We start from the raw sequence: 19,826 nt of genomic DNA on the forward strand, positions 1-19,826 counted from the left end.
GAACTCAGGCGGACAGGCGGGCGACGAGGTCCTCGACAGTTGTCACCGGGCGGTCGCAGACAAACCCACGGCAGACGTACGCCGTCGACTTGCCGTCGATCAGCGGCCGATCGGCCAGCAGCGGCACCCCCGGGCGGTCCGGCTCGCCGGCCACCACCACCGTCCCCGGCGGGGCATGCCGGTGGGCCGCCGTCACCAGCGGATCCCCCGCCGGGTCGGTGGTCGCGATCGCGATCTCGTACGGGCCGGCCAGCACCGCCTCCGCCACCGTCGCCGAATAGCCGGCGAACCGCGGATGCCCACCGATCAGCGGCCCCACCGTCGCCAGCGCCGCGTCCGCCGCCTCGCGGTAGCGGGTCTCGCCGCTCAGCGCCGCGTACGCCACCAGCGCAGCACACAGCGCGGCCAGCCCCGACGGCGTCGCATTGTCGGTCGGGTCCGCGGGCCGCGTCACCAGCCGTTCCGCGTCGTCGGCCGTGTCGTAGAAACCGCCCTGCCCGCTCGGGAAGTGCTCGAGAGCCACGTCCAGCAGCGCTCCGGCCCGGCTGAGCCATTCCCCGTCGCCGGTCAGCTGGTGGATCGCGCAGAACGCTTCCGCCACGCAGCCGTAGTCCTCCAGCACGCCGGCCGGTTCGCCCACCACACCGTCGCGGGAGACGCGGCGCAGCCGGCCGTCCACGATGTGCCGTTCCGCCAGCACCGTCGCGAGTTCGATCGCCGGCGTGCCGTCCGTGCCGGTGAGCTGCGCATACTCGGCCAGGGCGGTCACGGCCAGGCCGTTCCAGGAGGCCACGACCTTGTCGTCGCGGGCCGGCTGCGGGCGCCGGTTGCGGGCCGTGAGCAGGCGCGCGCGTACGTCGTGCCACCGCTCCACAAGCTCAGGCACCGCGGCCTCGATGTCCCCGGCCAGTACCAGCACGCTGCTGCCGTGCTCGAAGGTGCCCTTCGTCGTCACCCGGAACAGGTCCGCCGCCCAGGCACCGTCCTCGTCCCCCAGCGCCTCGATCAGTTGCGCCGGCGTCCACGCGTACGTCAGGCCCTCGGTCCCGTCCGTGTCCGCGTCCAGGGCCGACGCCAGCCCGCCGGCCGGGGTGCCGAGGTCGCGCAGCAGGAACGCGGCCGTCTCGTCGGCGACGCGCCGGGCGAACTGGTCGCCGGTGAGCCGCCACAGCTGGGTGTAGACGCGTAGCAGCAGCGCGTTGTCGTACAGCATCTTCTCGAAGTGGGGCACGGTCCACGTGTTGTCCACCGCATAGCGGGCAAAGCCGCCGGCGAGCTGGTCGTAGATGCCGCCTCGCGCCATCTGCTCCGCGGTGTGCCGGACGATCTCCAGGTCGCCGGCCGAGCCGGTGCGCTGGTGGTGGCGGAGCAGGAACTGCAGGTTCATGTGCGGCGGGAACTTGGGGGCGCCGCCGAACCCGCCGTACGAGCGGTCGTGGTCCTCGGCCAGCAGGTCCGCCGCCGTGTCCAGCAGTTCCGCCGAGATCGGCGCGGTCTCGCCGCCGGTCAGCTGGGCGCCGCCGATCGCCTCGACCACCGCGGATCCCTGGGTGATCACCGCGTCGCGCTGGTCGCGCCAGGCGGTGGTGACCGAGTCGAGCAGCCGGGTGAAGTTGCCCTTGGGGAAGTACGTGCCGCAGAAGAACGGCTCGCCGGCCGGGGTGGCGAAGACCGTCATCGGCCAGCCCCCCTGCCCGGTCATGGCCTGGGTGGCGGTCATGTAGACGGCGTCGACGTCGGGCCGTTCCTCGCGGTCCACCTTGATCGCGACGAAGCCGTCGTTGACCAGGCGCGCGACCCGCTCGTCCTCGAAGGACTCGTGGGCCATCACGTGACACCAGTGGCAGGCGGCGTAGCCGACCGAGATCAGCACCGGCACGTCCCGCCGGCGGGCCTCGGCAAACGCCTCGTCGGACCAGGGCCACCAGTCGACGGGGTTGTCCTGGTGCTGGAGCAGGTACGGCGAGGTCGCGCCGGCGAGACGGTTGGCCATGCAGCCAACCTAGCCCGGTGGGGCCGTCCTGAACCTCAGGAGGCGCCGTCCGCGCGCAGGGGAATGACCTTGGGCGGCGCCGCCTGGGCCAACTGGTTGAGCGCCGCGACGATCTTGTCGGCGGGCAGCGGGCGGCTGAAGTGGTAGCCCTGCGCCGAGGTGCAGCCCAGCGCCAGCAGTGCCGCACGCTGGTCGGCGGTCTCGACGCCCTCGGCCACGACCCGCGCGCCCAGCCTGGCGCCGAGCTCCACCGCGCCCCGGACCACGGCGGCGGCCGCGGCGGAGTCGGTCATGTCGGTGACGAACGACCGGTCGACCTTCAGCTCGTCCACCGCGACCCGGGTGACGAACGACAGCGAGGAGAAGCCGGTGCCGAAGTCGTCGACCGAGATCTGCACGCCCATGTCACGCAGGGCGGCGATCACCTCGTCCACGACCTCCTGGTCGCTGACCGCCACCGACTCGGTGATCTCCAGGACCAGCCGGCCCGCGCCCAGCCGGTGCCGGCGCAGCGCGTCGGCGACCTGGGCCGGCAGGGTGGCGTCGAGCAGGCTGCGGGCCGACACGTTGACCGAGACGGGCAGCTCGAGGCCGTGGCCGGCCCAGTCCGCGGCGGCGGCCAGCGCGTGGTCGAGGACGTAGCGGGTGAACGGGGCGAGCAGCTCGCCGTGCTCGATGGTGTCGATGAAGTCGTTGGGGTTGAGCATGCCGCGCCGGGGGTGCTTCCAGCGGATCAGCGCCTCCACGCCGGTCGGCGCGCCGGTCTGGAGGTCGACCTCGGGCTGCAGGACCAGCACGAGCTGGTCGTCGGCGGTGAGCGCGTCGTAGAGCTCGGCCGGCAGGGCCAGGTGGTCGGTGCTGCTGGCGTCGCGCGCGCTGTCGTACGCCGCCACCCCGACGTGCAACTCCTTGGCCTGGTCGAGGGCGATGCCGGCCCGCCGGATCAGCTCGGCCAGGTCGGTGGAGCCGGCGCTGGACACGGCCACCCCGACCGCGATCTCGGTGACCAGCCGGACGCCGCCGATCTCCATCGGCAGGCCGAGCTGGTCGACCAGCTCGCGGGCCCGGCGCACGGCCCGGGGCAGCGGGTTCGGCGTCTCGTGCAGCGGCGTGGCCGAGTCGGTGAGGGTGGCGATGGTCGGCAGCAGCACGGCGAACTCGTCGTCGCCGAGGCGGGCCACCAACTCCTGCTCGCGGGCCAGGTCGGTGAGGCGTTCGGCCACCGTGCACAGCATGGCGTCGCCGGCCCGGTGCCCGAGGGTGCCGTTGACCTCGCGGAAGTCGTTGAGGTCGAGCAGCAGCAGCGCGACCTGCCGGTCCCGGTCGAACGAGTGCAGCAGCGCGTCGCCGTCGGTCAGCAGCGCGGATCTGTTCGCCAGCCCGGTCAACGGGTCGTGCACACCGTCGTGGGCCACCTTCTCTTCCAGCTGAGCCAGCCTCTCGTGCGCCGCCGCGTCGTGCAACGCGCCGGCCAGGGCATCCCCGTACGCGGAGACGGCGAGTTCGTCGCGGGCGACGGGCAGGGTCGGCTCGGACAACCACACGGTCAGCTCGCCGACCTCGGCGCCGCCGACCGTCATAATGCGCGTGATCACCGGACCGGGCAGGGCGCCCGGGGTGGGGTCGTGCGAGGCGCCGTCGGCCGCGTACCGCCGGGGACTGCCGGTGCGCTGCAGGACCTCGATCTCGACGCGGAGGGCGCCGAACACGTCCAGCGCCCCGCGCAGGCCGGCCGCCGCGACGGCAAGCTCGGAGGAGCCGCCCAGGGTGCGGGTGGCGCGGGCGAACGCCTCCCAGATCCGGCGTTCCTCCTCGGCGCGCAGGTGGTAGCGGTAGGTGCGTTGCAGCAGCCACAGCGACGGCGGCAGCGCCAGCAGCCAGATCGGCCCGTTGACCAGCGCGAAGAGCGAGAGCAGGCCGACCAGCACGTTGCCGACGAACATGGGCAGTTTGGCGTGCAGGGCGCGGACGGCGATCTGGGCCGGCGGGGCGTCACGGTGCAGGGAGAGGGTCAGCACCGCGAGACCCATCGTGACGACCAGATAGGTGAACGCGCCCGCGATGAGGCCGACCTGCGTGCGGGTGCTGCCGAGCGGTGCGGCGGGGCCGGTGATGGCGTACGCGATGGTGGTCGCCGCGGCGGCGCCGAGGCTCAGCGAGGCGGCCAGGTGCACCAGGTCGGCGACGACACGCTGATCGTTGAGCCAGGTGATGATGACCCAGGCGCCGACGGCACCGAGCAAAGTGGCGGCGGGCAGCCAGCCGGGCGGCGCGAGCGCGAAGCCCACGATGAACGCCGTCTCGCCCCAGGAGATGCTCACCGTGCCGCGGCCGACCCGGAAACGCAGCCGGGCGAGTTGCGCGGCGGCCGCGAGCAGGACGGCGACGCCGATCGCGCCGGCCGGTGAAAGCGACATGATTTCCGGCCCGCGCAGCGGAACGATCATGCCGGCCACGGCGACGAGCGAGGCCGTGACGACGACGATCCAGGTAAGGACCCGACCGGCCTTGGGTCGCGACACCGGACCGTTCTTGACGGGGGCTCGATCGCGCCGGGCATCGGTCGCGAGGACGGGCTGGGAAGTCATGCCACCCCCCTGCTGACCAGCGGCACTGGCGGATGCACGTGCATCTGCAGTGGAGGAAGCGAGGGCTGGAAGATGGTCATCGTCAGCCCCCTTTCCGCACAGGGTGGAGGGACGTCAAAGCCCCCCGGCGGAAGGCTAAGCCAATCCGGCAGAACGCAACAGGGGTTGACGGATGAGCACTGTCAATGTTCCGGCAGAGACAGAACACACCGGAGGGCTGCTCGCGGGTCTTGACAAAGTGGAATTCAATCCGATGTAACTAAGCGTTCTCGTCGCGCCGCTCGCCGGCCGCCGGGCTGTCGATCCGGTCCACGCCATTGACCTCGGCATCCATTGCCGAGGTGGGAGCGTCGGAGGGGTCCGCCGCAGCGCCGGTGCCACGCGGCGTGGCCCCGGGTCGCTGCAGGTCCGCATCGAGCCGAGCGATCTCGGCGGCCCGCTCCGTGGCCGCCGGATCCGGGAAACTGTCGGGAAGCCGACGCAACCGCTTGTTCATGTTGCGGATCAGCAGGACTGTGCTTATGGCCATCAGCACGATGATGAACAGTCCCATCGGACCGGCCAGGCCGCCCGATCGGGTATCACCGAAGTTGTTGACCGCCACCACGAAGTCCATGGCCTTCACGGTACGCCTCAGCGGGCCTCGACCCGCTCGCGGATGCCGGCGAAGAGGTCGGACTCCGGCAGCGGGCTGTCGACCAGCGAGCGGACCAGCTCGAAGTCCTCGGTCGGCCACACCTTCTGCTGGAGCTCCATCGGCACGTGGAACCAGAAGCCGTCCGGGTCGACCTGGGTGGCGTGGGCCCGCAGCGCGTCGTCGCGGACCTCGAAGTACTCGCCGCACTCGATCCGAGTGGTGATCTTGTCACCGCGGTCCGGCCGCTCCTCACTGCGCTCGAGCCACTCCGTGTACGGCGACTCGAGACCGGCCGCGAGCATGCCCTCGTGCAGGGCGAGCATCCGGGCACGGGTCCAGCCGGAGTTGTAGTAGAGCTTCAGCGGCTGCCACGGCTCCCCCAGCTCGGGGTGCTGCTCCGGGTCACCGGCCGCGTCGAAGGCCAGTACCGAGATCTTGTGGCACATGATGTGGTCGGGGTGCGGGTAGCCGCCGTTCTCGTCATAGGTGGTCATGACGTGCGGCTTGAACTCACGGATCAGCTTGATCAGCGGGATCGCGCCCTCGGCCGGGTCGACCAGCCCGAAGCAGCCCTCGGGCAGCGGCGGCAGCGGGTCGCCCTCGGGCAGCCCGGAGTCGACGAAGCCCAGCCAGGCCTGATCGACACCGAGGATGGCCCGGGCCTTCTCCATCTCGGCCCGGCGGATGTTCGCGATGTCGGCGATGACCTCCGGACGGTCCATCTTCGGATTGAGCACGCTGCCGCGCTCGCCACCCGTACACGTCGCGACCAGCACCTCGACGCCCTCGGCGACGTAGCGGGCCATCGTGGCCGCGCCCTTGCTGGACTCGTCGTCGGGGTGCGCGTGCACCGCCATGAGACGCAACTGCTCAGCCACTGATTTCTCCCTCGACCGGGCCTTGTCGTCAGGACCCCGGTGCCGGCTGCGAAGATGGACAGGGCCATTCTGGCCGATGGCACCGACATATTTCGCAGGAGAGGTCCCCCTGGTGAGCGAGACGCGCGCCACAGCTCCGGTATTCCCGCCGGGCCGCTACGGGCGGCGCCGCGACGGACGCCGCCGGTGGCTGGTGCCCGCCCTGCTCGCCGTCCTGGTCGGGATCGCCGCCGTGTTCCTGGTGGTCCGGCTCTACGGGCAGTACGGCGACCCCGATTACGACGCGCAGATCGTCGGCTGGTCGGACGTCACCGACAAGCAGGTGACGATCCGCTTCAAGGTCCGGGTGCCGGCCGGGGGCTCCGCCACGTGCGGCCTGCGCGCCCGCGACTACGGTGGCGCGGAAGTCGGCCGCCGCACGGTGACCGTCTCGGCCGAAGGCTCCGCCACGACGATCGACGCCAGCGAGGTGGTCGCGACGACAGCCAAGGCGGCCGTCGGCGACGTCGTCCGGTGCGCGGCCGCGGGCTGACCCACCGGGTGCCGTGCGCACCGCTGGTAAGCTTGGTGATTCGCTCCGTACGCCTGTTCGTTCCACCCGTACGTTCAAGGAGAAGAGTCTGTGACCAGTTCAGAGGCGTCGAAGACCTGGCTCTCCCAGGACGCTTACGACCGGCTGCAGGCCGAGCTCGACGAGTTGATCGCAGCCCGGCCGGCCGTTGCCGCCGAGATCAACGCCCGCCGCGAGGAGGGCGACCTCCGCGAGAACGGCGGCTACCACGCCGCGCGCGAGGAGCAGGGCAAGCAGGAGGGCCGGATCCTCTACTTGAAGGAGTTCCTGCGCAAGGCGGAGGTCGGCGACGCGCCCAGCGCCGACAAGGTGGCACCGGGCACGGTCGTCACGATCTACTTCGACGACGACAAGAGCGACACCGAGACGTTCCTGCTCGGCTCGCGTGAGATCGCCGCGACCACCGACTACACGGTGTACAGCCCCGAGTCGGCGCTCGGCAAGGCGATCCTCGGCGCGGGCCCGGGCGACACCGTGACCTACACCGCCCCCAGCGGCGCGGACATCAAGGTCACCGTGGTCGAGTTCGCCCCCTTCGGCGGCTAGCCGGCCGACGCGAGATCCCGCCGGACCCGCTCGACGGGTCCGGCGATCTCGTGATCGATCCGCTCCGCCTGCTGCTCCGTCAGCACCACGCCGGCCGCCTGCTGCGGCCGGCTCTCCAGCATCCGGGCCCGCAAGCCGGTCGGCGGGTGCGACGCGAAGAGCGACGTCTCGTCACGCTTGCTGAGCTGCCGCAGCACCGGTACGGCGGAAGCCAGGTTCGCCCGCGCGACGACGGCAGCCTCCTGCCACGCCGCACCGGAACGCTGGGCTCGAGCTTCCCGCCGGATCACCGTGTCCAGCGCATCGTGCAGCAGCAGCACGTCCAGCAGGCGCACCGCGGCAGCACTACCGGCGGCCCGCGCCGCGATCTCGTCCGCGAGGTATTCCGTACGCTGAGCGTCGCGCTGGCCGATCCAGACGACCAGCAGCTGCACACTCATGATGAGGTGTGCCAGCATCCACTGCACGGCTGAAATGATCATGTCGACGATGCCGTTCCCGCCCTCGCCGTTCGGATGGGTCAGCGACGCCAGCCGTCCCAGTGTGGTCAGCGCGACGTGCTCGAACGGGCCCCGCCGCAAGTCCCCGTTGACGAAGTGGCCCAGCTCATGGCCGATGAGCGCGACCCGTTCCTGCGGATCGAGCGCGGACCAGAGCGACGCACCGAGACAGAGCACCCGCCGCCGGCGCAGCCCCACTGTGGTCGTGTACGCACCCAACGAGTGGTCCAGCCCGACGAGATGCGGCACCGGGGCACCGGTGTGCGCGGCAACCAGGTCCACCAGGGACCACAGTTCCGGCGCTTCGGCGCGGTCCAGGAAATGCGCCTCGTCGTCCAGGCTGCCGAAGCGGGGACGCAACGCCCCGGCCAGGACCAGCAGCACGACCCCGGGCAGGATCGTGAGCTGCGGGAAGTCGTACAGGATCAGCCACACGCCGAAGCCGGCGAGCAGCGCGACGAAGAGCAGCAGGAGCACCCCGACCGTCAAGGTCACCACCCGTGTCGCGGTGGAGCCGCGCTGCCGCAGCGGCCCATCGGCCAACTGGGCGAACTGCCCGGCGGTCAGCCGCCAGGCGACCCGGTGGGTGGCCCGGTCCGCCCACTTCCAGCCGAGCTCGGGCCGGCGGCGGTCCGGCTCGAAGAGGTCGAGGTTCCATTCGCACGACGGGCACCAGGGTGCGGCGGTGCGGGCGGTCACGGTGGCGGTGGAGCACCGGGGGCAATTCACGAGAGGTGATCATGCCGGACTCCGCGGTCGCATGGAGTCCCGATCAGGGTGTTCCGGACAGCAGGGTCAGTGGGTAACCCTGGCTGCGCAGGGCGCCGATCAGTGCGGCCGAGTGGTCCGGGCCGCGGGTCTCGACCGAGAGCTGCACCTCGACCTCGCCGAAGCTCAGCCGCGGGTTCTGCCGCGAGTGGGCCACGTCCACGATGTTGGCCCGCTGCTCGGCGATCTCCGCCAGCAGCCGGGCCAGCTCGCCGGGCTGGTCGCCGGTGCGTACGGCCAGGCGCAGGAAGCGGCCCGCCGACACCAGGCCGTGCTCGATCACCCGCAGCAGCAGCATCGGGTCGATGTTGCCGCCGGACAGGATGGCCACGATCGGCGGCTTCAGGTCGACCTTGCCGGTGAGTAGGGCCGCCACCGAGGCGCCGCCGGCCGGCTCCACCACCATCTTGTGGCGTTCCAGCAGCACCAGCAGGGCCGCCGACAGGTCCTCGTCGGTCACCGTGACCACGTCGTCGACCAGCTTGCTGACGTGGGCGAAGTTCAGTACGCCCGGGCGCATCACCGCGATGCCGTCGGCGATGGTCGCCGAGCGGTCCAAAGTCAGCGGCTCCCCCGCGGCCAGTGAGGGCGGGTAGGCCGCCGCGCCGATCGCCTGCACGCCGATGATCCGGATGTCCGGGCGCAGCGCCTTGGCGGCCACCGCGACGCCCGAGATCAGGCCGCCGCCGCCCACCGCGGTGACGATGGTGCCGACGTCCGGGCACTGCTCGAGGATCTCCAGGCCGACGGTGCCCTGCCCGGCGATGATGTCGCGGTGGTCGAACGGGTGGATCAGGATCGCCCCGGTCGCGTCGGCGAACTCGCGGGCCGCCGCCAGCGCGTCGTCGACTGTCGTGCCGGCGTACTCGATCGTGGCGCCGTACCCCTTGGTGGCCGAGACCTTGGGCAGCGGCGCGCCCTCCGGCATGAAGACCGTGGACCTCGCGCCCAGCAGGCTGGCCGCCAAGGCGACGCCCTGGGCGTGGTTGCCCGCGCTCGCGGCGACCACGCCGCGGGCGCGCTCGGCGTCGGAGAGCCGGGAGATCCGGGTGTACGCCCCCCGCACCTTGTACGACCCCGCACGCTGCTGGTTCTCACACTTGAGCCACGTAGGCACGCCCAGCGTGCGGGTGAGCGGCATCGAGTGCTCCAGCGGGGTGGTCTTGACGACCCCGGTGAGCAGGGCTCGGGCGGCCTCGATGTCGGCGAGCTCCAGCAGATCGGTCATGAGTCGAATCGTGCCACCCGGCTCACGTGATGGGTTTCCTGGGTGTTCCGCCGCGGGTCAATTCAGACGAAGGCGTGACGAGGCCAGGGGTTGGCCACCTCCAGCTGCCCGGCGATCGCCAGCAGCAGCAGCTCCGAGTCGGGCGGTCCGACGAGTTGCACGGCGATCGGCAGGCCGTCCGGGCGCAGGCCGACCGGCACCACGATGGCGGGCAGCCCGGCGATGTTCCACGGTGCGGCGTACGGCGCGTACGCCATGTTGACCTGCATGTTGCGCCGCCAGCTGCCCGCGGCGTGCCCGTCGGCGGGCGGCGGCGCCGCCGCCAGAGCGGGCGTGAGCAGCACATCGATGCCGCTGTCGGCGAAGAACTGGATGCTCTTCTCCCGCCAGGCGTCGCGCTGGCGCTGCCCGACCCAGCCGCGCCGCCACATGAGCTTGCCGATCGCGATGTGCCGGCGGGTGCGCGGCTGCAGGGTCCGGACGTCCAGCCCGGCCGCGTCGGCCTCCCGGTACGCGCAGGCGAACCAGGTCGCCAGCCCGGCCAGGCCGACCGCGGTCGAGTACGGCGGGTCAGCCGTGATCGTGTCGTGGCCCACACCGACGAGCAGCTTGGACGCCTTCGCCACCGCCTCGCGGTTGGGCTCGTCCGGGCGTACCCCGGCGACCGGGGAGCGCAACGAGACGCCGACCCGCAGCTTGTCCGGCTGGACGAGCTTGGCCGGGGCGCGGCCGGCCATGACGCTGAAACCCAGCGTGGCGTCCGCGACCGTGGTCGCCAGGACGCCGTTCTCGGTCAGCCCGAACCAGCCGTCGATCCCCAGGTCGCAGGGGATCACATCGCGGCCGGGCTTGAGCCCGACCAGGCCGCAGCAGGCGGCCGGGATGCGCACCGAGCCGAGACCGTCGTTGCCCTGGGCGATCGGCACCAGGCCGGCGGCGACGGCCGCGGCCGAGCCGCCCGACGAACCCCCAGGGGTACGCTCCAGCGCCCACGGGTTGCGGGTCGGCTCCTCGGCGCCGTCGGTCGTGCCCCACAGCCCCATCTCGGGCATCCGGGTCACGCCGACGACCACCGCGCCGGCCCCGCGCAGCCGCCGGACCACCTCGTGATCGTCCTCGGCCACGGCGGAGCGCGCCGCCGCCGAGCCGTGCCAGGTCGGCAGGCCGGCGACGGGCGTGTTCTCCTTCACCGCGACCGGTACGCCCGCCAGCGGCAGGTTGGCCAGGTCTTCCTGGTCGTCGACCTTCTCGGCCTCGGCGATCGCCTCACCGGCCCGCACCACGCGGAACGCCGCGATCGCCGGATCGGAGATCGCGATCTGCTCCAGGTGATCGGCCACGACCTGGGTGGCTGTCGTGTCGCCGCGCCGCACCGCACGCGAGATCTGCTTCGCCGTGGCACCCACCCACGTGGTCGCCAGGTTCTCCATGGCCCGTCTCCGTCTGTCTAAGCCCTAGCCGAGCGCCTGCTCCAGATCCGCGAGCAGATCGTCAACGGTTTCGATGCCGACAGACAGTCGCACGAGATCGGCGGGGACTTCAAGCGGTGAGCCCGCGGCGGACAGGTGTGTCATCTGTCCCGGGTGCTCGATCAGCGACTCGACGCCGCCGAGCGACTCGGCCAGGACGAACAGTTTGGTCCGGTTGCAGATGTTGATCGCCTGCTCAGGGCCGCCGGCCGCGCGGAACGACACCATGCCGCCGAAGCGTGACATCTGCTTGGCGGCGGTCTCGTGTCCGGGATGCGACTCCAGCCCCGGGTAGAGCACCTGGCCGACGGCCTCGTGGTCCTGGAGGTAGGAGACGATGCGCTCGGCGTTGTCACAGTGCCGGTCCATGCGTACGCCGAGGGTCTTGATGCCCCGCAGAGTCAGCCAGGCGTCGAACGGGCCGTTGATCGCACCCATGGCGTTCTGGTGGAAGGCGAGCTGGTCACCGAGGTCGTCACTGGCCGTGATCAGGGCGCCACCCACGACGTCGGAGTGTCCGCCGAGATACTTGGTCGTCGAGTGGATGACCACGTCGGCCCCGAGCGCCAGCGGCTGCTGAAGGTAGGGAGAGGCGAACGTGTTGTCGACGGCGAGCATCGCGTCGTACTCGTGGGCCAGCGCGCCGAGGGCGGTGACGTCGGCGATGTTCAGCAGCGGATTGGTCGGCGTCTCGGCCCAGATGAGCCGGGTGTGCCCGGGACGGAACGCGGCGCGCACCGCGTCGAGGTCGCTGAGCGACACGGCGGTCCAGTCCAGGCCCCAGTTCTCCGCGACCTTGGCGAAGAGCCGGTAGGTGCCGCCGTACGCGTCGTCCGGGATCACCACGTGGTCGCCGGGCCGGCAAACCGTGCGCAGCAGGGTGTCCTCGGCGGCGAGCCCGCTGGCGAAGGCGAGACCACGCCGGCCACCCTCGATCGCGGCGAGGCACTCCTGCAGGGCGTCGCGGGTCGGGTTGCCCGAGCGGCTGTACTCGTAACCCAGCCGCGGGGCACCGACGGCATCCTGCGCGTAGGTGCTCGTCTGATAGATAGGCGGCACCACCGCCCCGGTGCGCGGATCCGGGTCCTGCCCGGCGTGGATGGCCAGAGTGTCGAAGCCGTACGTGTTACCCGTCATGAAAGGCAAGGCTAGTCTGCGCTGATGCCCGACTGCCTGTTCTGTTCGATCGTGGCGGGTACGGTTCCCGCGTTCCGGGTGGTGGACACCGAGGAGGGGGTCGGTTTCCTCGACATCCGGCCGGTCTTCAAAGGCCACGTCCTGGTGGTGCCACGCCCGCACGTCTCCCAGCTGACCGACCTGCCGGCCTCGTTGTTGCCGGGCTACTTCGCCCTCGTGCAGCGGGTGGCTGCGGCGGTGCCGTCGGCGCTGGGCGCCCAGGGAACCTTCGTGGCGATCAACAACGTGGTGTCACAGTCCGTGCCCCATCTGCACACGCACGTCGTACCCCGGACGAAGGGCGACGGGCTGCGCGGCTTCTTCTGGCCGCGCACGAAGTATTCCTCCTCGCCCGACGAGGCGCAGTCGTATGCGGACCGGGTAAGGATCGCGCTGGAGGGAGCGTTGTAGAGGGCGGATGAGAGGAGTGACCGTGTTCCTGCGGTACAAGAAGCTCGACCTGGCCGCCCCTGTGGCTGAAAAGCACACCGTGCTCGGAACCCCGCTGAAGGGCCCCTGGCCGGCCGGATTCGAGACGGCCGTGTTCGGCATGGGCTGCTTCTGGGGAGCCGAGCGGATCTTCTGGCTGCTGCCCGGGGTGTACTCGACCTCGGTGGGTTATGCGGGTGGGACGACCCCGAACCCTACGTACGAGGAGACCTGCTCGGGGCGTACCGGGCATGCTGAGGTCGTGCAGGTGGTCTACGACCCGGCGAAGATCAGCTATGAGACGTTGCTGAAGGCGTTCTGGGAGAACCACGACCCTACGCAGGGCATGCGGCAGGGGAACGATGTGGGGACTCAGTACCGGTCGGCGATCTATACGACTACGCCATCGCAGGCGGCCGTGGCGTTGGCTTCGGTGGAGGCGTTCCAGCCGGTGGTTACCAAGGCTGGGCGGGGGCAGATCACTACTGAGATTGCGCCGCTGGGGGCGTACTACTACGCCGAGGATTACCACCAGCAGTACCTTTCAAGTGATAAAAACCCCAACGGGTACTGCAACCACGGGCCGAACGGGATGACCTGCCCGATCGGTGTTGCCAAGACCGCTTAGTTGGTCGCATCGAGGTGTCCTCGCTCGGCTGAGGGCACCTCGGTTCACCTGCTTGCCATCCCGTCGGCCGTCGACCCACCCACCGGGGAGCGGGCCGACGCTGGGGCCGCCACGGCTCGCCAGGCAGTAGGTAACTACGAAGGATGGCGGCCCCGGCGGCGGTCTGCTCGGCTTCGCCTGGGGCGACGGACGGCGGGATGGCTTACCTCATCCCAGAGGTCCGAGACTTGTGTTGCACCGCGTGGTTGTCGGCCGATCTCGTCAATGCCCGATGTAGCCGGCGCGTCGGCCGATGCCGGCGCTCGCGTAGCCAGCAGGCCGGACGCGATCGGCCTAGCAGATCGGGAGCTATGCGCCGGGGTCGTCGCGAACGAAGACACCGACGCCGGGCAGCGTCTCGGTGATCTCCTTGACGCGGAGGATCTGCATGGCGCGGTCGATCACGGGCTCCGTCACCTCGTAGTGGGCGATCAGCTCGCGGCGACTGGGCAGGCGTGAGCCGGGCGGGAACTCGCCAGCTTTGATGCGATGCTGGAGGTCGTCAGCGATCTCTTCGTATCGGTAGCGCGGTGGCACAGGTGATCTCCTCGGTTGGCACTTCCGAGTAGAGCACCAATGACTAGCCCTTGACTACCCAACGCTAGCTGTGGGAGGTTGACGGTAGTTCTCCTCGGTTGGCGCTTGGGAGATGCTGACAGCGAGGTCGGAGGTGATGATCCGGCCCGTGGTCGAGGTGAAAGCCCGGAGCAACCGTGATGCTCCGGGCTTTCGTCTGCCTACCTTGCCCTACGCCAAGCACAGTGGACCACTTTCTACGCCACCGGGGAGATCGGCTAGATACAACGTCGTCGGCTTTCAGGTCGCCCCGGCAGGAACACCCAGAGGGCCACGTCCACCACTCGGCAGACTGCGGACCTACTCTTTGCGCTGCGCCTCTGCGAGTTCTCGGATGGCATGCGCAACGTCTAGGAGACCGTAGGCAACGGCGGCCAACCCTTCGCCAATGGCGCGCGTCTGATCCTCCTGGTCGGTCCGGTCGCTAGCTGCGTCAGCGTTGGACATCGCCATGCTCTCGTACACGGTGGCACTCCCATCGATAGCTATGCGTGTCGACATCCTTACGGATGGTGCCCGACAGCGCTAGGCGCCTGGGCCGGAACCTATGGATTAGCGGCGACCCAGCTCAGTTCAGGCTGATACGCAGGTCAGCGATCGGACACCGCACCTCTCAGGCCGCTGAAGGTTGGTTCGTTGCTGTACTTCCGCGCTGTACCTCAAAGCGACTCCATGGCGGTACTGCCGCACGCCGACCGCGGTGAACCGACATCCGGTTCACCCAGACGTGCGGGTCGGTTGCGCTCTCCGGTAGTTAACGGGATGAAAATTACGACGCGACGACGTATGGTCGCCACCACAACTGCCTGAACGTCTGCCAAGGAAGATTCAATGCAATCTCAGCATCAGCCGAAGTACAAGGCGACTGGTCGGGTCAATTTTGGATCGCTGGGTGAGCAACCGGTGGACGAGCTAAGGCAGTTTGTGCCGTGTAAAACAACAAGCGACCTCAATGACGCCCTCAGAGCTGCCATAGCTCTAGAAGTCGACGCCATGCTCGGTCTTGTTGCCGACGCCGATGCGTTCGACGTACTTGAACTTGTGCGTATGCGCGCTATCCCGCCTATTCCAGCGCTGCTGCCGCAAAGCGCGCACGACGGCATGGCTTCGGCGATCGAGTTGGTCGCTCTGGTCCTCATATCACGAGGAGTTCGTCATCCGAGCGGCGTGAAAAGAGATACGACTCGCCCTCATGAAGTGATCGAGGAACTACACAGCCGGGCGGCAAAACTAGTACGGACCGCTACGTACAAGCTCCTTTTTGAGAGCAATATTCGACAGGACGAACCGCTGGCTCGTCTCGCGGCGGAGTACCAGTCAAGTATGATGGCTATTCGATCGATGCAATACTCCTCCATACATGATGCACTTAATGATGCTCTTTTCAACACTCCGTCGATGGATGAGGCTCTGCGGTCGACCCTCGGTTTCACGTACGCCGAATTCGACTCGGTCAGAAATGCGCTTCAGGAGACCTACAGCGCTAAGCTTACCGCCGCAAGAGACCTCTTGGGCGAGGTCGCCGCAGAGTGGGATGGTGGCCGCCGTCTACAAAGCAAGGAGCGCATCAATCAAGGCCGGCAAGCTCTCACCGACTTCATCTTTCTCCCCGGAGAGAGGGCGCAAGTCAGTGTCGAGGAGATAGCCGCTGAAGCTCACTTGCAGCAGGACGTTGTCAAATCCGTAATGGATTCATTTAGCATCCATTTCGACGCCTCGGAGAACGTTCACGAAAGCGTATTCCAATTCTTGCGTGGTAACAACCGATTCGCTACTCGAGCCCTCTTGACAGATGGTCAAGGTGCATATTCCATGGTCAGTCTTGAGATTGGAACAGACTCGATCCGTCGAATTGCAGAGGAGCGACTAAAGGGAACGAAGTACTGGAAGCGTTACGACAAGGCTCGAATGGAGGTTTCCGAGGGGTTGACCGTCGACTATCTGACGACCGCCCTCGGGGAGCCACCCCTACGGACAAACCTAAAATACTTCGCGCCACGCGAAGGCATCGAGTACTCCGTTCTCGATGCAGCCTGCCGAAATCCTGGGGACCAAGCAGACCAGACAGAGGCCGATGCGCTTTTCCTTGTGGGCGACGTGGCAATTTGCGTTGAGGTCAAAGCTCGGAGCATCGCGGACCCAGCCAGACGTGGTGACGTAGCGCGCTTTAACAGGGAGTTGACTACGACAATCGGTTCCGCAGCGTCGCAAGCCCGAAGGCTGGAGCGTCTCATAGAGCAGAATCGCGGACTATGGCTCGAGGACGGCAGCTGGCTTGACCTCTCGGAAGTCCGGGAAGTTCGGTCGGTCGCCGTCGGGCTAGACGACTTTGGGCCAGCCGGCACAGCCCTGGACGAGTTGCGGAGAGCGGGCGTCATAACCGACGCCAAACTCCCTTGGGTCACATCGCTTCACGACCTGGCAGTCATTTGCTCAGTTCTTGATCGACCATCCGAACTACTCCTCTACATCCGTAGACGATCCGGAACCGACGTTGCGCGGCTATATCGGGCTACCGACGAACTCGACCTTTTCATGCTATTCATGGAGGGCGGGCTTTACGTTGAACCGGACCCAGACGAGACTCATCGCCTTTACGTCGGGGCACCCGTGCCATCACAGCGAGACCGTCGCCGATTCGCGGAGTCGGCGGTTCTTACCCGCGTCGGCACCCATACGGATCCTCTGGACGCCTGGATGTACTACCGCGAGGGTCAAAATCCCTTCGCTGCACCGAAGCCCGCATTCAGGACCAATTCCTGGGTTGCCGAGTTTGTCGACTTTTTAACAGCCGATCGCAAACCTGGCTGGTTTAGATTTGGAGCGGATCTACTTTCGCTTTCCGAAAGTTCCCAAGACAATCTGGCTGCCACTGTTAAAAGGATGGCGAAGGAAAGTCGAATTAGCGGAAAGCCGCATCAGGTGGTGAGCGCCTACGCCGGATGCTTCGGCTATCCTCTGTTCTTTGCGCAGACTAGATCTAGGTATGTGACGCTCAACGAGGCGACCGACGGGTTGCGAGTATATATGGCGGCCAAGAAACATCAATTCCAAGCTGACCGTGCACTAGGAATCGTCATCAATGGTCGAGTAGACGTTGAGTGCGTTATGTACGATAACGAACCTACCGGACCGTCTCAAGATCTTGACGATCTGGTTGAAAAGGTTGGCCTTCGCCCTGTCGACCGCGCGGGTCACCCTAGCCCTCCATCGGCAAGGCGGTCGACGCATCGCCTTCGCGGCCGCAAATCTAAGAAGGGCAGGAAATGACGGTGCGATTGATCGCACACCTGTGGTGACTGGCGCATATCTATCCCAAGGCCCGTCACACCATCTGAGATACAGGACTTAGTCATGACGGCACTTAAGGAAGCATTCGCTCAGTCCTCCGAACGCATGCACCGGAAAAACTTACACGGATGACTGGACTAGATCCCAGGGCGGTGCAGAGCGCACCTCGCGCCCTGTCGAAGTCACATAAGATCCTGGGCATATTGGTAGCGGAATTCGATTACCCGCTTTTTGTCATGACGTAGTGAGCTAAGTCCCGTACGCGTGAATCGGTATTTGCCATCCCGTCGGCCTTCGTCCACACACCGTGGTGCGGACAGGGCCTGCCTGGGCAAGGTGGAGCACCCGACGTCTGACCGACCTTGACGAGGCAGGCCCTGTCCGCTCAGCTTCCCCTGGACGAAGGTTGACGGGATGGCACCACCCATCCCAGAGGTTAGGAGTCCCCGCCGGAGGTGTGATACCACCGCGGACTTGTAAGCCCCGGAACTGCCGGCTACTTCGGCGGCCCGGGGCTTCTCAATGTGTCGCGCCTGCCGCCGGGCTGGAACCGCCGGGGTGCGCCCGCCGAAGGCTGGGGCGCGGGGTCCCCGAGCGGCGGGCCTCCGGCTCGGCCCTGCTGGGCGGCGCGAGCGGCCTGCGAAGCGGGCCGCCTTGACCGTGTATTGAAACTCGTAACCATCGACTGACGATCAAGCCCCACCGATACGGCGCATGATCTGTTGACCGGCACGGATGCCGTCAACGATTCTCTCCTCACCGCGTGCGAGCCCTGAACCAGAAAACCGCCACTTGGCGTCAATCAAGATCTCCCGCCCATCGCGTGTGGGTAGTCCCTCTGCCTGGCGGCGCTCAGCCTCTTGGTGAGCCTTTCGTTCATTGCGCAGCACGCCGTAGGTGACCGAGTAGCTGCGGCTCTTGGTTGCGGCATGGCCTCGGTAGCCGAGCATGTGTGCCCAGCGGCGGAACGGCACCTCCCAATACGCGGGCATGGCATCCAGATCGAAGCAGGCCCGCACCATGCGCTCCGTATGGACAGGCAGGCGCAGGTGATGCAAGGCGTCCAAATTCTTGATCCGTCGCGGTGGCAGGCCGGTGATCTCGCCGCCCTTGGTCACGTACTTGGCGATGTAGCGAGCGACGTTGCGGCTGGTGATGCCTCCCCCTACCTCCGCGATCGCCTGAGTATCGACCTGGGTGCCGAACCGCACCGCTCGAACTGCCCGGTTCGGGTTTGTCGGCTCGGGCACGTCGATGGAGGCTGTCGCAACCGCTCGACGTAGGCACCCCTCCAATAGGTCCACGGTCGCCCACGCTGGAGGCGACGTCTCAGGGCCGTCCGGCCCGTCGACCCGAATCACGCTGTGAAAGTGGATGACGCCCCGAGCCTGATATTCGGCGACCTTGAAGAACGACACCTTGGCCACCTTGCTCAGGGCACTCCGGCTCAGCCCAACCGTGGCCGCGACCTCGCGCCGCAAGTAGATGGTCAACCGCTTCCACAGCTCACCGGCGTAGGCGTTGAACAGCACCCCACCGGCGTAGTCGTAACACTCTGGGCAGAGGGCACCGCCGGCCCGGGGATCGCCCTCACCATGGCGTTCTCGGCATGACATGACGACGCCATGCGGGCACGCCTCAGCGTTGCGGCGAACCTGGCATCGCAGCGGCTTGCCGTCCCGGCCCGCGTTCTTGTGCCTCGCATGAACAGCTCCGAAGGACGGCGCGGTAAGGGTGGCGAAAATGGCCGGATGCTCGGAAACCGTCTCCGGGATGCCCTTGCCGCCAGCCAGACCAGCGTTGGCGACCTGGAACGTGTCATCACGGTGGAGTTGCGAGCATGACGGGCACACGGCCGCCCGTCGGTTCCCGCAACGGACCAGTCGGTACCCCATCGGCTCGTCATCGGTGCTGTAGTGATCCAACACCTCACCCGTTGCGGCGTCGATGACAGTGCGATGCCCGCGCATCCGGGTGGGGTTCGCGCACGCACCCGTTGACCGGACCTGCTTCTGCCACTCCGCGAAGTCGGGCATCGCCATGCGGGCCGCTATCGCCCGGATGTCCTCGGGAAGATCTTTGAGCCCGCTCATGCGGCCCTGCCCAGGGCTGGACCATCGCGTTCATCGGTTGGCCGTTCGTCCTCCGCACTGGTCCGCGGCTGCGTCAGATCAACGCCGAGGATCGCGCCGATGCGTTGCCACTTCTCGTCTGACCAGATTGGTGACGCGGCGGCTTGCCGGCGTCCCCACTCCCTCGCACTGACCGTTGCCAACTTGGGGCGGCTCCTTCCTCGATTCCAGGAAAAGAGCGCGCGACATCGCCGCACCGGCAAACAGTGCGGAAATGATGGCGACGGATGCTACGGAAGCGTGATTCGTGGAATCGAGAAAGTGATTGGCCTGATGCGTCTGCCTACCGCCATATGGGCCACGGGTCCGGATGTCCCGCGACGGCGGTCCTCTCGTCGCTTAAGCGGCCGATACCGGCTAGCTAGTCAAGGCAGAGG

General features: G+C 67.9%; 15 protein-coding genes. 5 read left to right on the forward strand and 10 right to left on the reverse strand.

Features of this window, described 5'->3' with window-relative positions; translation table 11 throughout:
* Nucleotides 1–4: 4 nt before the first annotated feature.
* The 4 genes from ACZ6S4_RS23055 to mca form a co-directional block, all read right to left on the reverse strand.
* The gene (locus ACZ6S4_RS23055) at nucleotides 5–1,993 is read right to left on the reverse strand and encodes a thioredoxin domain-containing protein (RefSeq protein WP_465476891.1); all 1,989 of its coding nucleotides are present in this window, start codon (nucleotides 1,991–1,993) and stop codon (nucleotides 5–7) included.
* 35 nt (nucleotides 1,994–2,028) lie between these two features.
* A complete protein-coding gene (locus ACZ6S4_RS23060; RefSeq protein WP_465476892.1) occupies nucleotides 2,029–4,581 on the reverse strand; it encodes a putative bifunctional diguanylate cyclase/phosphodiesterase in 2,553 nt (850 codons plus the stop codon).
* 259 nt (nucleotides 4,582–4,840) lie between these two features.
* Nucleotides 4,841–5,197, reverse strand: a complete 357-nt coding sequence (locus ACZ6S4_RS23065; protein ID WP_465476893.1) for a hypothetical protein — start codon at nucleotides 5,195–5,197, stop codon at nucleotides 4,841–4,843.
* A 17-nt stretch (nucleotides 5,198–5,214) separates the two neighbouring features.
* On the reverse strand, nucleotides 5,215–6,096 hold the full coding sequence (gene mca, locus ACZ6S4_RS23070) for a mycothiol conjugate amidase Mca (protein WP_465476894.1): 882 nt from the start codon (nucleotides 6,094–6,096) through the stop codon (nucleotides 5,215–5,217).
* Between the two features lie 112 nt (nucleotides 6,097–6,208).
* Between mca and ACZ6S4_RS23075 the strand changes: the two genes are divergently transcribed.
* Nucleotides 6,209–6,628: a DUF4307 domain-containing protein gene (locus tag ACZ6S4_RS23075; RefSeq protein WP_465476895.1), complete on the forward strand. Its 420-nt coding sequence runs from the start codon at nucleotides 6,209–6,211 to the stop codon at nucleotides 6,626–6,628.
* 90 nt (nucleotides 6,629–6,718) lie between these two features.
* Nucleotides 6,719–7,213 (forward strand): transcription elongation factor GreA, encoded by a 495-nt coding sequence (gene greA, locus ACZ6S4_RS23080; protein WP_360823098.1) that lies wholly within the window; start codon nucleotides 6,719–6,721, stop codon nucleotides 7,211–7,213.
* Here the strand turns inward: greA and ACZ6S4_RS23085 are convergent.
* The 4 genes from ACZ6S4_RS23085 to ACZ6S4_RS23100 all read right to left on the reverse strand — a co-directional run bounded on the left by ACZ6S4_RS23085 (nucleotide 7,210) and on the right by ACZ6S4_RS23100 (nucleotide 12,315).
* Nucleotides 7,210–8,442: a M48 family metalloprotease gene (locus tag ACZ6S4_RS23085; protein ID WP_465476896.1), complete on the reverse strand. Its 1,233-nt coding sequence runs from the start codon at nucleotides 8,440–8,442 to the stop codon at nucleotides 7,210–7,212. The genes greA and ACZ6S4_RS23085 overlap by 4 nt on opposite strands.
* Nucleotides 8,443–8,485: 43 nt before the next feature.
* Entirely contained in the window at nucleotides 8,486–9,709 is a 1,224-nt protein-coding gene (ilvA, locus tag ACZ6S4_RS23090; RefSeq protein WP_433725183.1) for a threonine ammonia-lyase, read from the reverse strand.
* A gap of 62 nt (nucleotides 9,710–9,771) precedes the next feature.
* Nucleotides 9,772–11,139, reverse strand: coding sequence for an amidase (locus ACZ6S4_RS23095; RefSeq protein WP_465476897.1), 1,368 nt, complete (start codon nucleotides 11,137–11,139; stop codon nucleotides 9,772–9,774).
* A 24-nt stretch (nucleotides 11,140–11,163) separates the two neighbouring features.
* Nucleotides 11,164–12,315, reverse strand: coding sequence for a cystathionine gamma-synthase (locus tag ACZ6S4_RS23100; RefSeq protein ID WP_465476898.1), 1,152 nt, complete (start codon nucleotides 12,313–12,315; stop codon nucleotides 11,164–11,166).
* A gap of 24 nt (nucleotides 12,316–12,339) precedes the next feature.
* Between ACZ6S4_RS23100 and ACZ6S4_RS23105 the strand changes: the two genes are divergently transcribed.
* Entirely contained in the window at nucleotides 12,340–12,765 is a 426-nt protein-coding gene (locus ACZ6S4_RS23105) for an HIT family protein (RefSeq protein WP_465476899.1), read from the forward strand.
* Nucleotides 12,766–12,772: 7 nt separating this feature from the next.
* The gene (gene msrA / locus ACZ6S4_RS23110; RefSeq protein WP_465476900.1) at nucleotides 12,773–13,411 is read left to right on the forward strand and encodes a peptide-methionine (S)-S-oxide reductase MsrA; all 639 of its coding nucleotides are present in this window, start codon (nucleotides 12,773–12,775) and stop codon (nucleotides 13,409–13,411) included.
* Nucleotides 13,412–13,759: 348 nt separating this feature from the next.
* On the opposite strand, the gene ACZ6S4_RS23115 is transcribed toward msrA, so the two are convergent.
* The gene (locus tag ACZ6S4_RS23115; protein ID WP_465476901.1) at nucleotides 13,760–13,987 is read right to left on the reverse strand and encodes a winged helix-turn-helix domain-containing protein; all 228 of its coding nucleotides are present in this window, start codon (nucleotides 13,985–13,987) and stop codon (nucleotides 13,760–13,762) included.
* 942 nt (nucleotides 13,988–14,929) lie between these two features.
* Between ACZ6S4_RS23115 and ACZ6S4_RS23120 the strand changes: the two genes are divergently transcribed.
* Nucleotides 14,930–17,296, forward strand: a complete 2,367-nt coding sequence (locus ACZ6S4_RS23120; RefSeq protein WP_465476902.1) for a hypothetical protein — start codon at nucleotides 14,930–14,932, stop codon at nucleotides 17,294–17,296.
* Nucleotides 17,297–18,009: 713 nt separating this feature from the next.
* Here the strand turns inward: ACZ6S4_RS23120 and ACZ6S4_RS23125 are convergent.
* Nucleotides 18,010–19,410: a replication initiator gene (locus ACZ6S4_RS23125; protein ID WP_465476903.1), complete on the reverse strand. Its 1,401-nt coding sequence runs from the start codon at nucleotides 19,408–19,410 to the stop codon at nucleotides 18,010–18,012.
* Between the last annotated feature and the right edge of the window lie 416 nt (nucleotides 19,411–19,826).

The sequence above is a fragment of the Actinoplanes sp. NPDC051405 genome (assembly GCF_055586185.1).

Excerpts from the sequence above, each read along its gene's own strand:
- ACZ6S4_RS23055 (WP_465476891.1), bottom strand. The coding sequence starts at position 1,993 with ATGGCCAACCGTCTCGCCGGCGCGACCTCGCCGTACCTGCTCCAGCAC.
- ACZ6S4_RS23060 (WP_465476892.1), bottom strand. The coding sequence starts at position 4,581 with ATGACTTCCCAGCCCGTCCTCGCGACCGATGCCCGGCGCGATCGAGCC.
- ACZ6S4_RS23065 (WP_465476893.1), bottom strand. The coding sequence starts at position 5,197 with ATGGACTTCGTGGTGGCGGTCAACAACTTCGGTGATACCCGATCGGGC.
- ilvA (WP_433725183.1), bottom strand. The coding sequence starts at position 9,709 with ATGACCGATCTGCTGGAGCTCGCCGACATCGAGGCCGCCCGAGCCCTG.
- ACZ6S4_RS23095 (WP_465476897.1), bottom strand. The coding sequence starts at position 11,139 with ATGGAGAACCTGGCGACCACGTGGGTGGGTGCCACGGCGAAGCAGATC.
- ACZ6S4_RS23100 (WP_465476898.1), bottom strand. The coding sequence starts at position 12,315 with ATGACGGGTAACACGTACGGCTTCGACACTCTGGCCATCCACGCCGGG.
- ACZ6S4_RS23105 (WP_465476899.1), top strand. The coding sequence starts at position 12,340 with ATGCCCGACTGCCTGTTCTGTTCGATCGTGGCGGGTACGGTTCCCGCG.
- msrA (WP_465476900.1), top strand. The coding sequence starts at position 12,773 with ATGAGAGGAGTGACCGTGTTCCTGCGGTACAAGAAGCTCGACCTGGCC.
- ACZ6S4_RS23125 (WP_465476903.1), bottom strand. The coding sequence starts at position 19,410 with ATGAGCGGGCTCAAAGATCTTCCCGAGGACATCCGGGCGATAGCGGCC.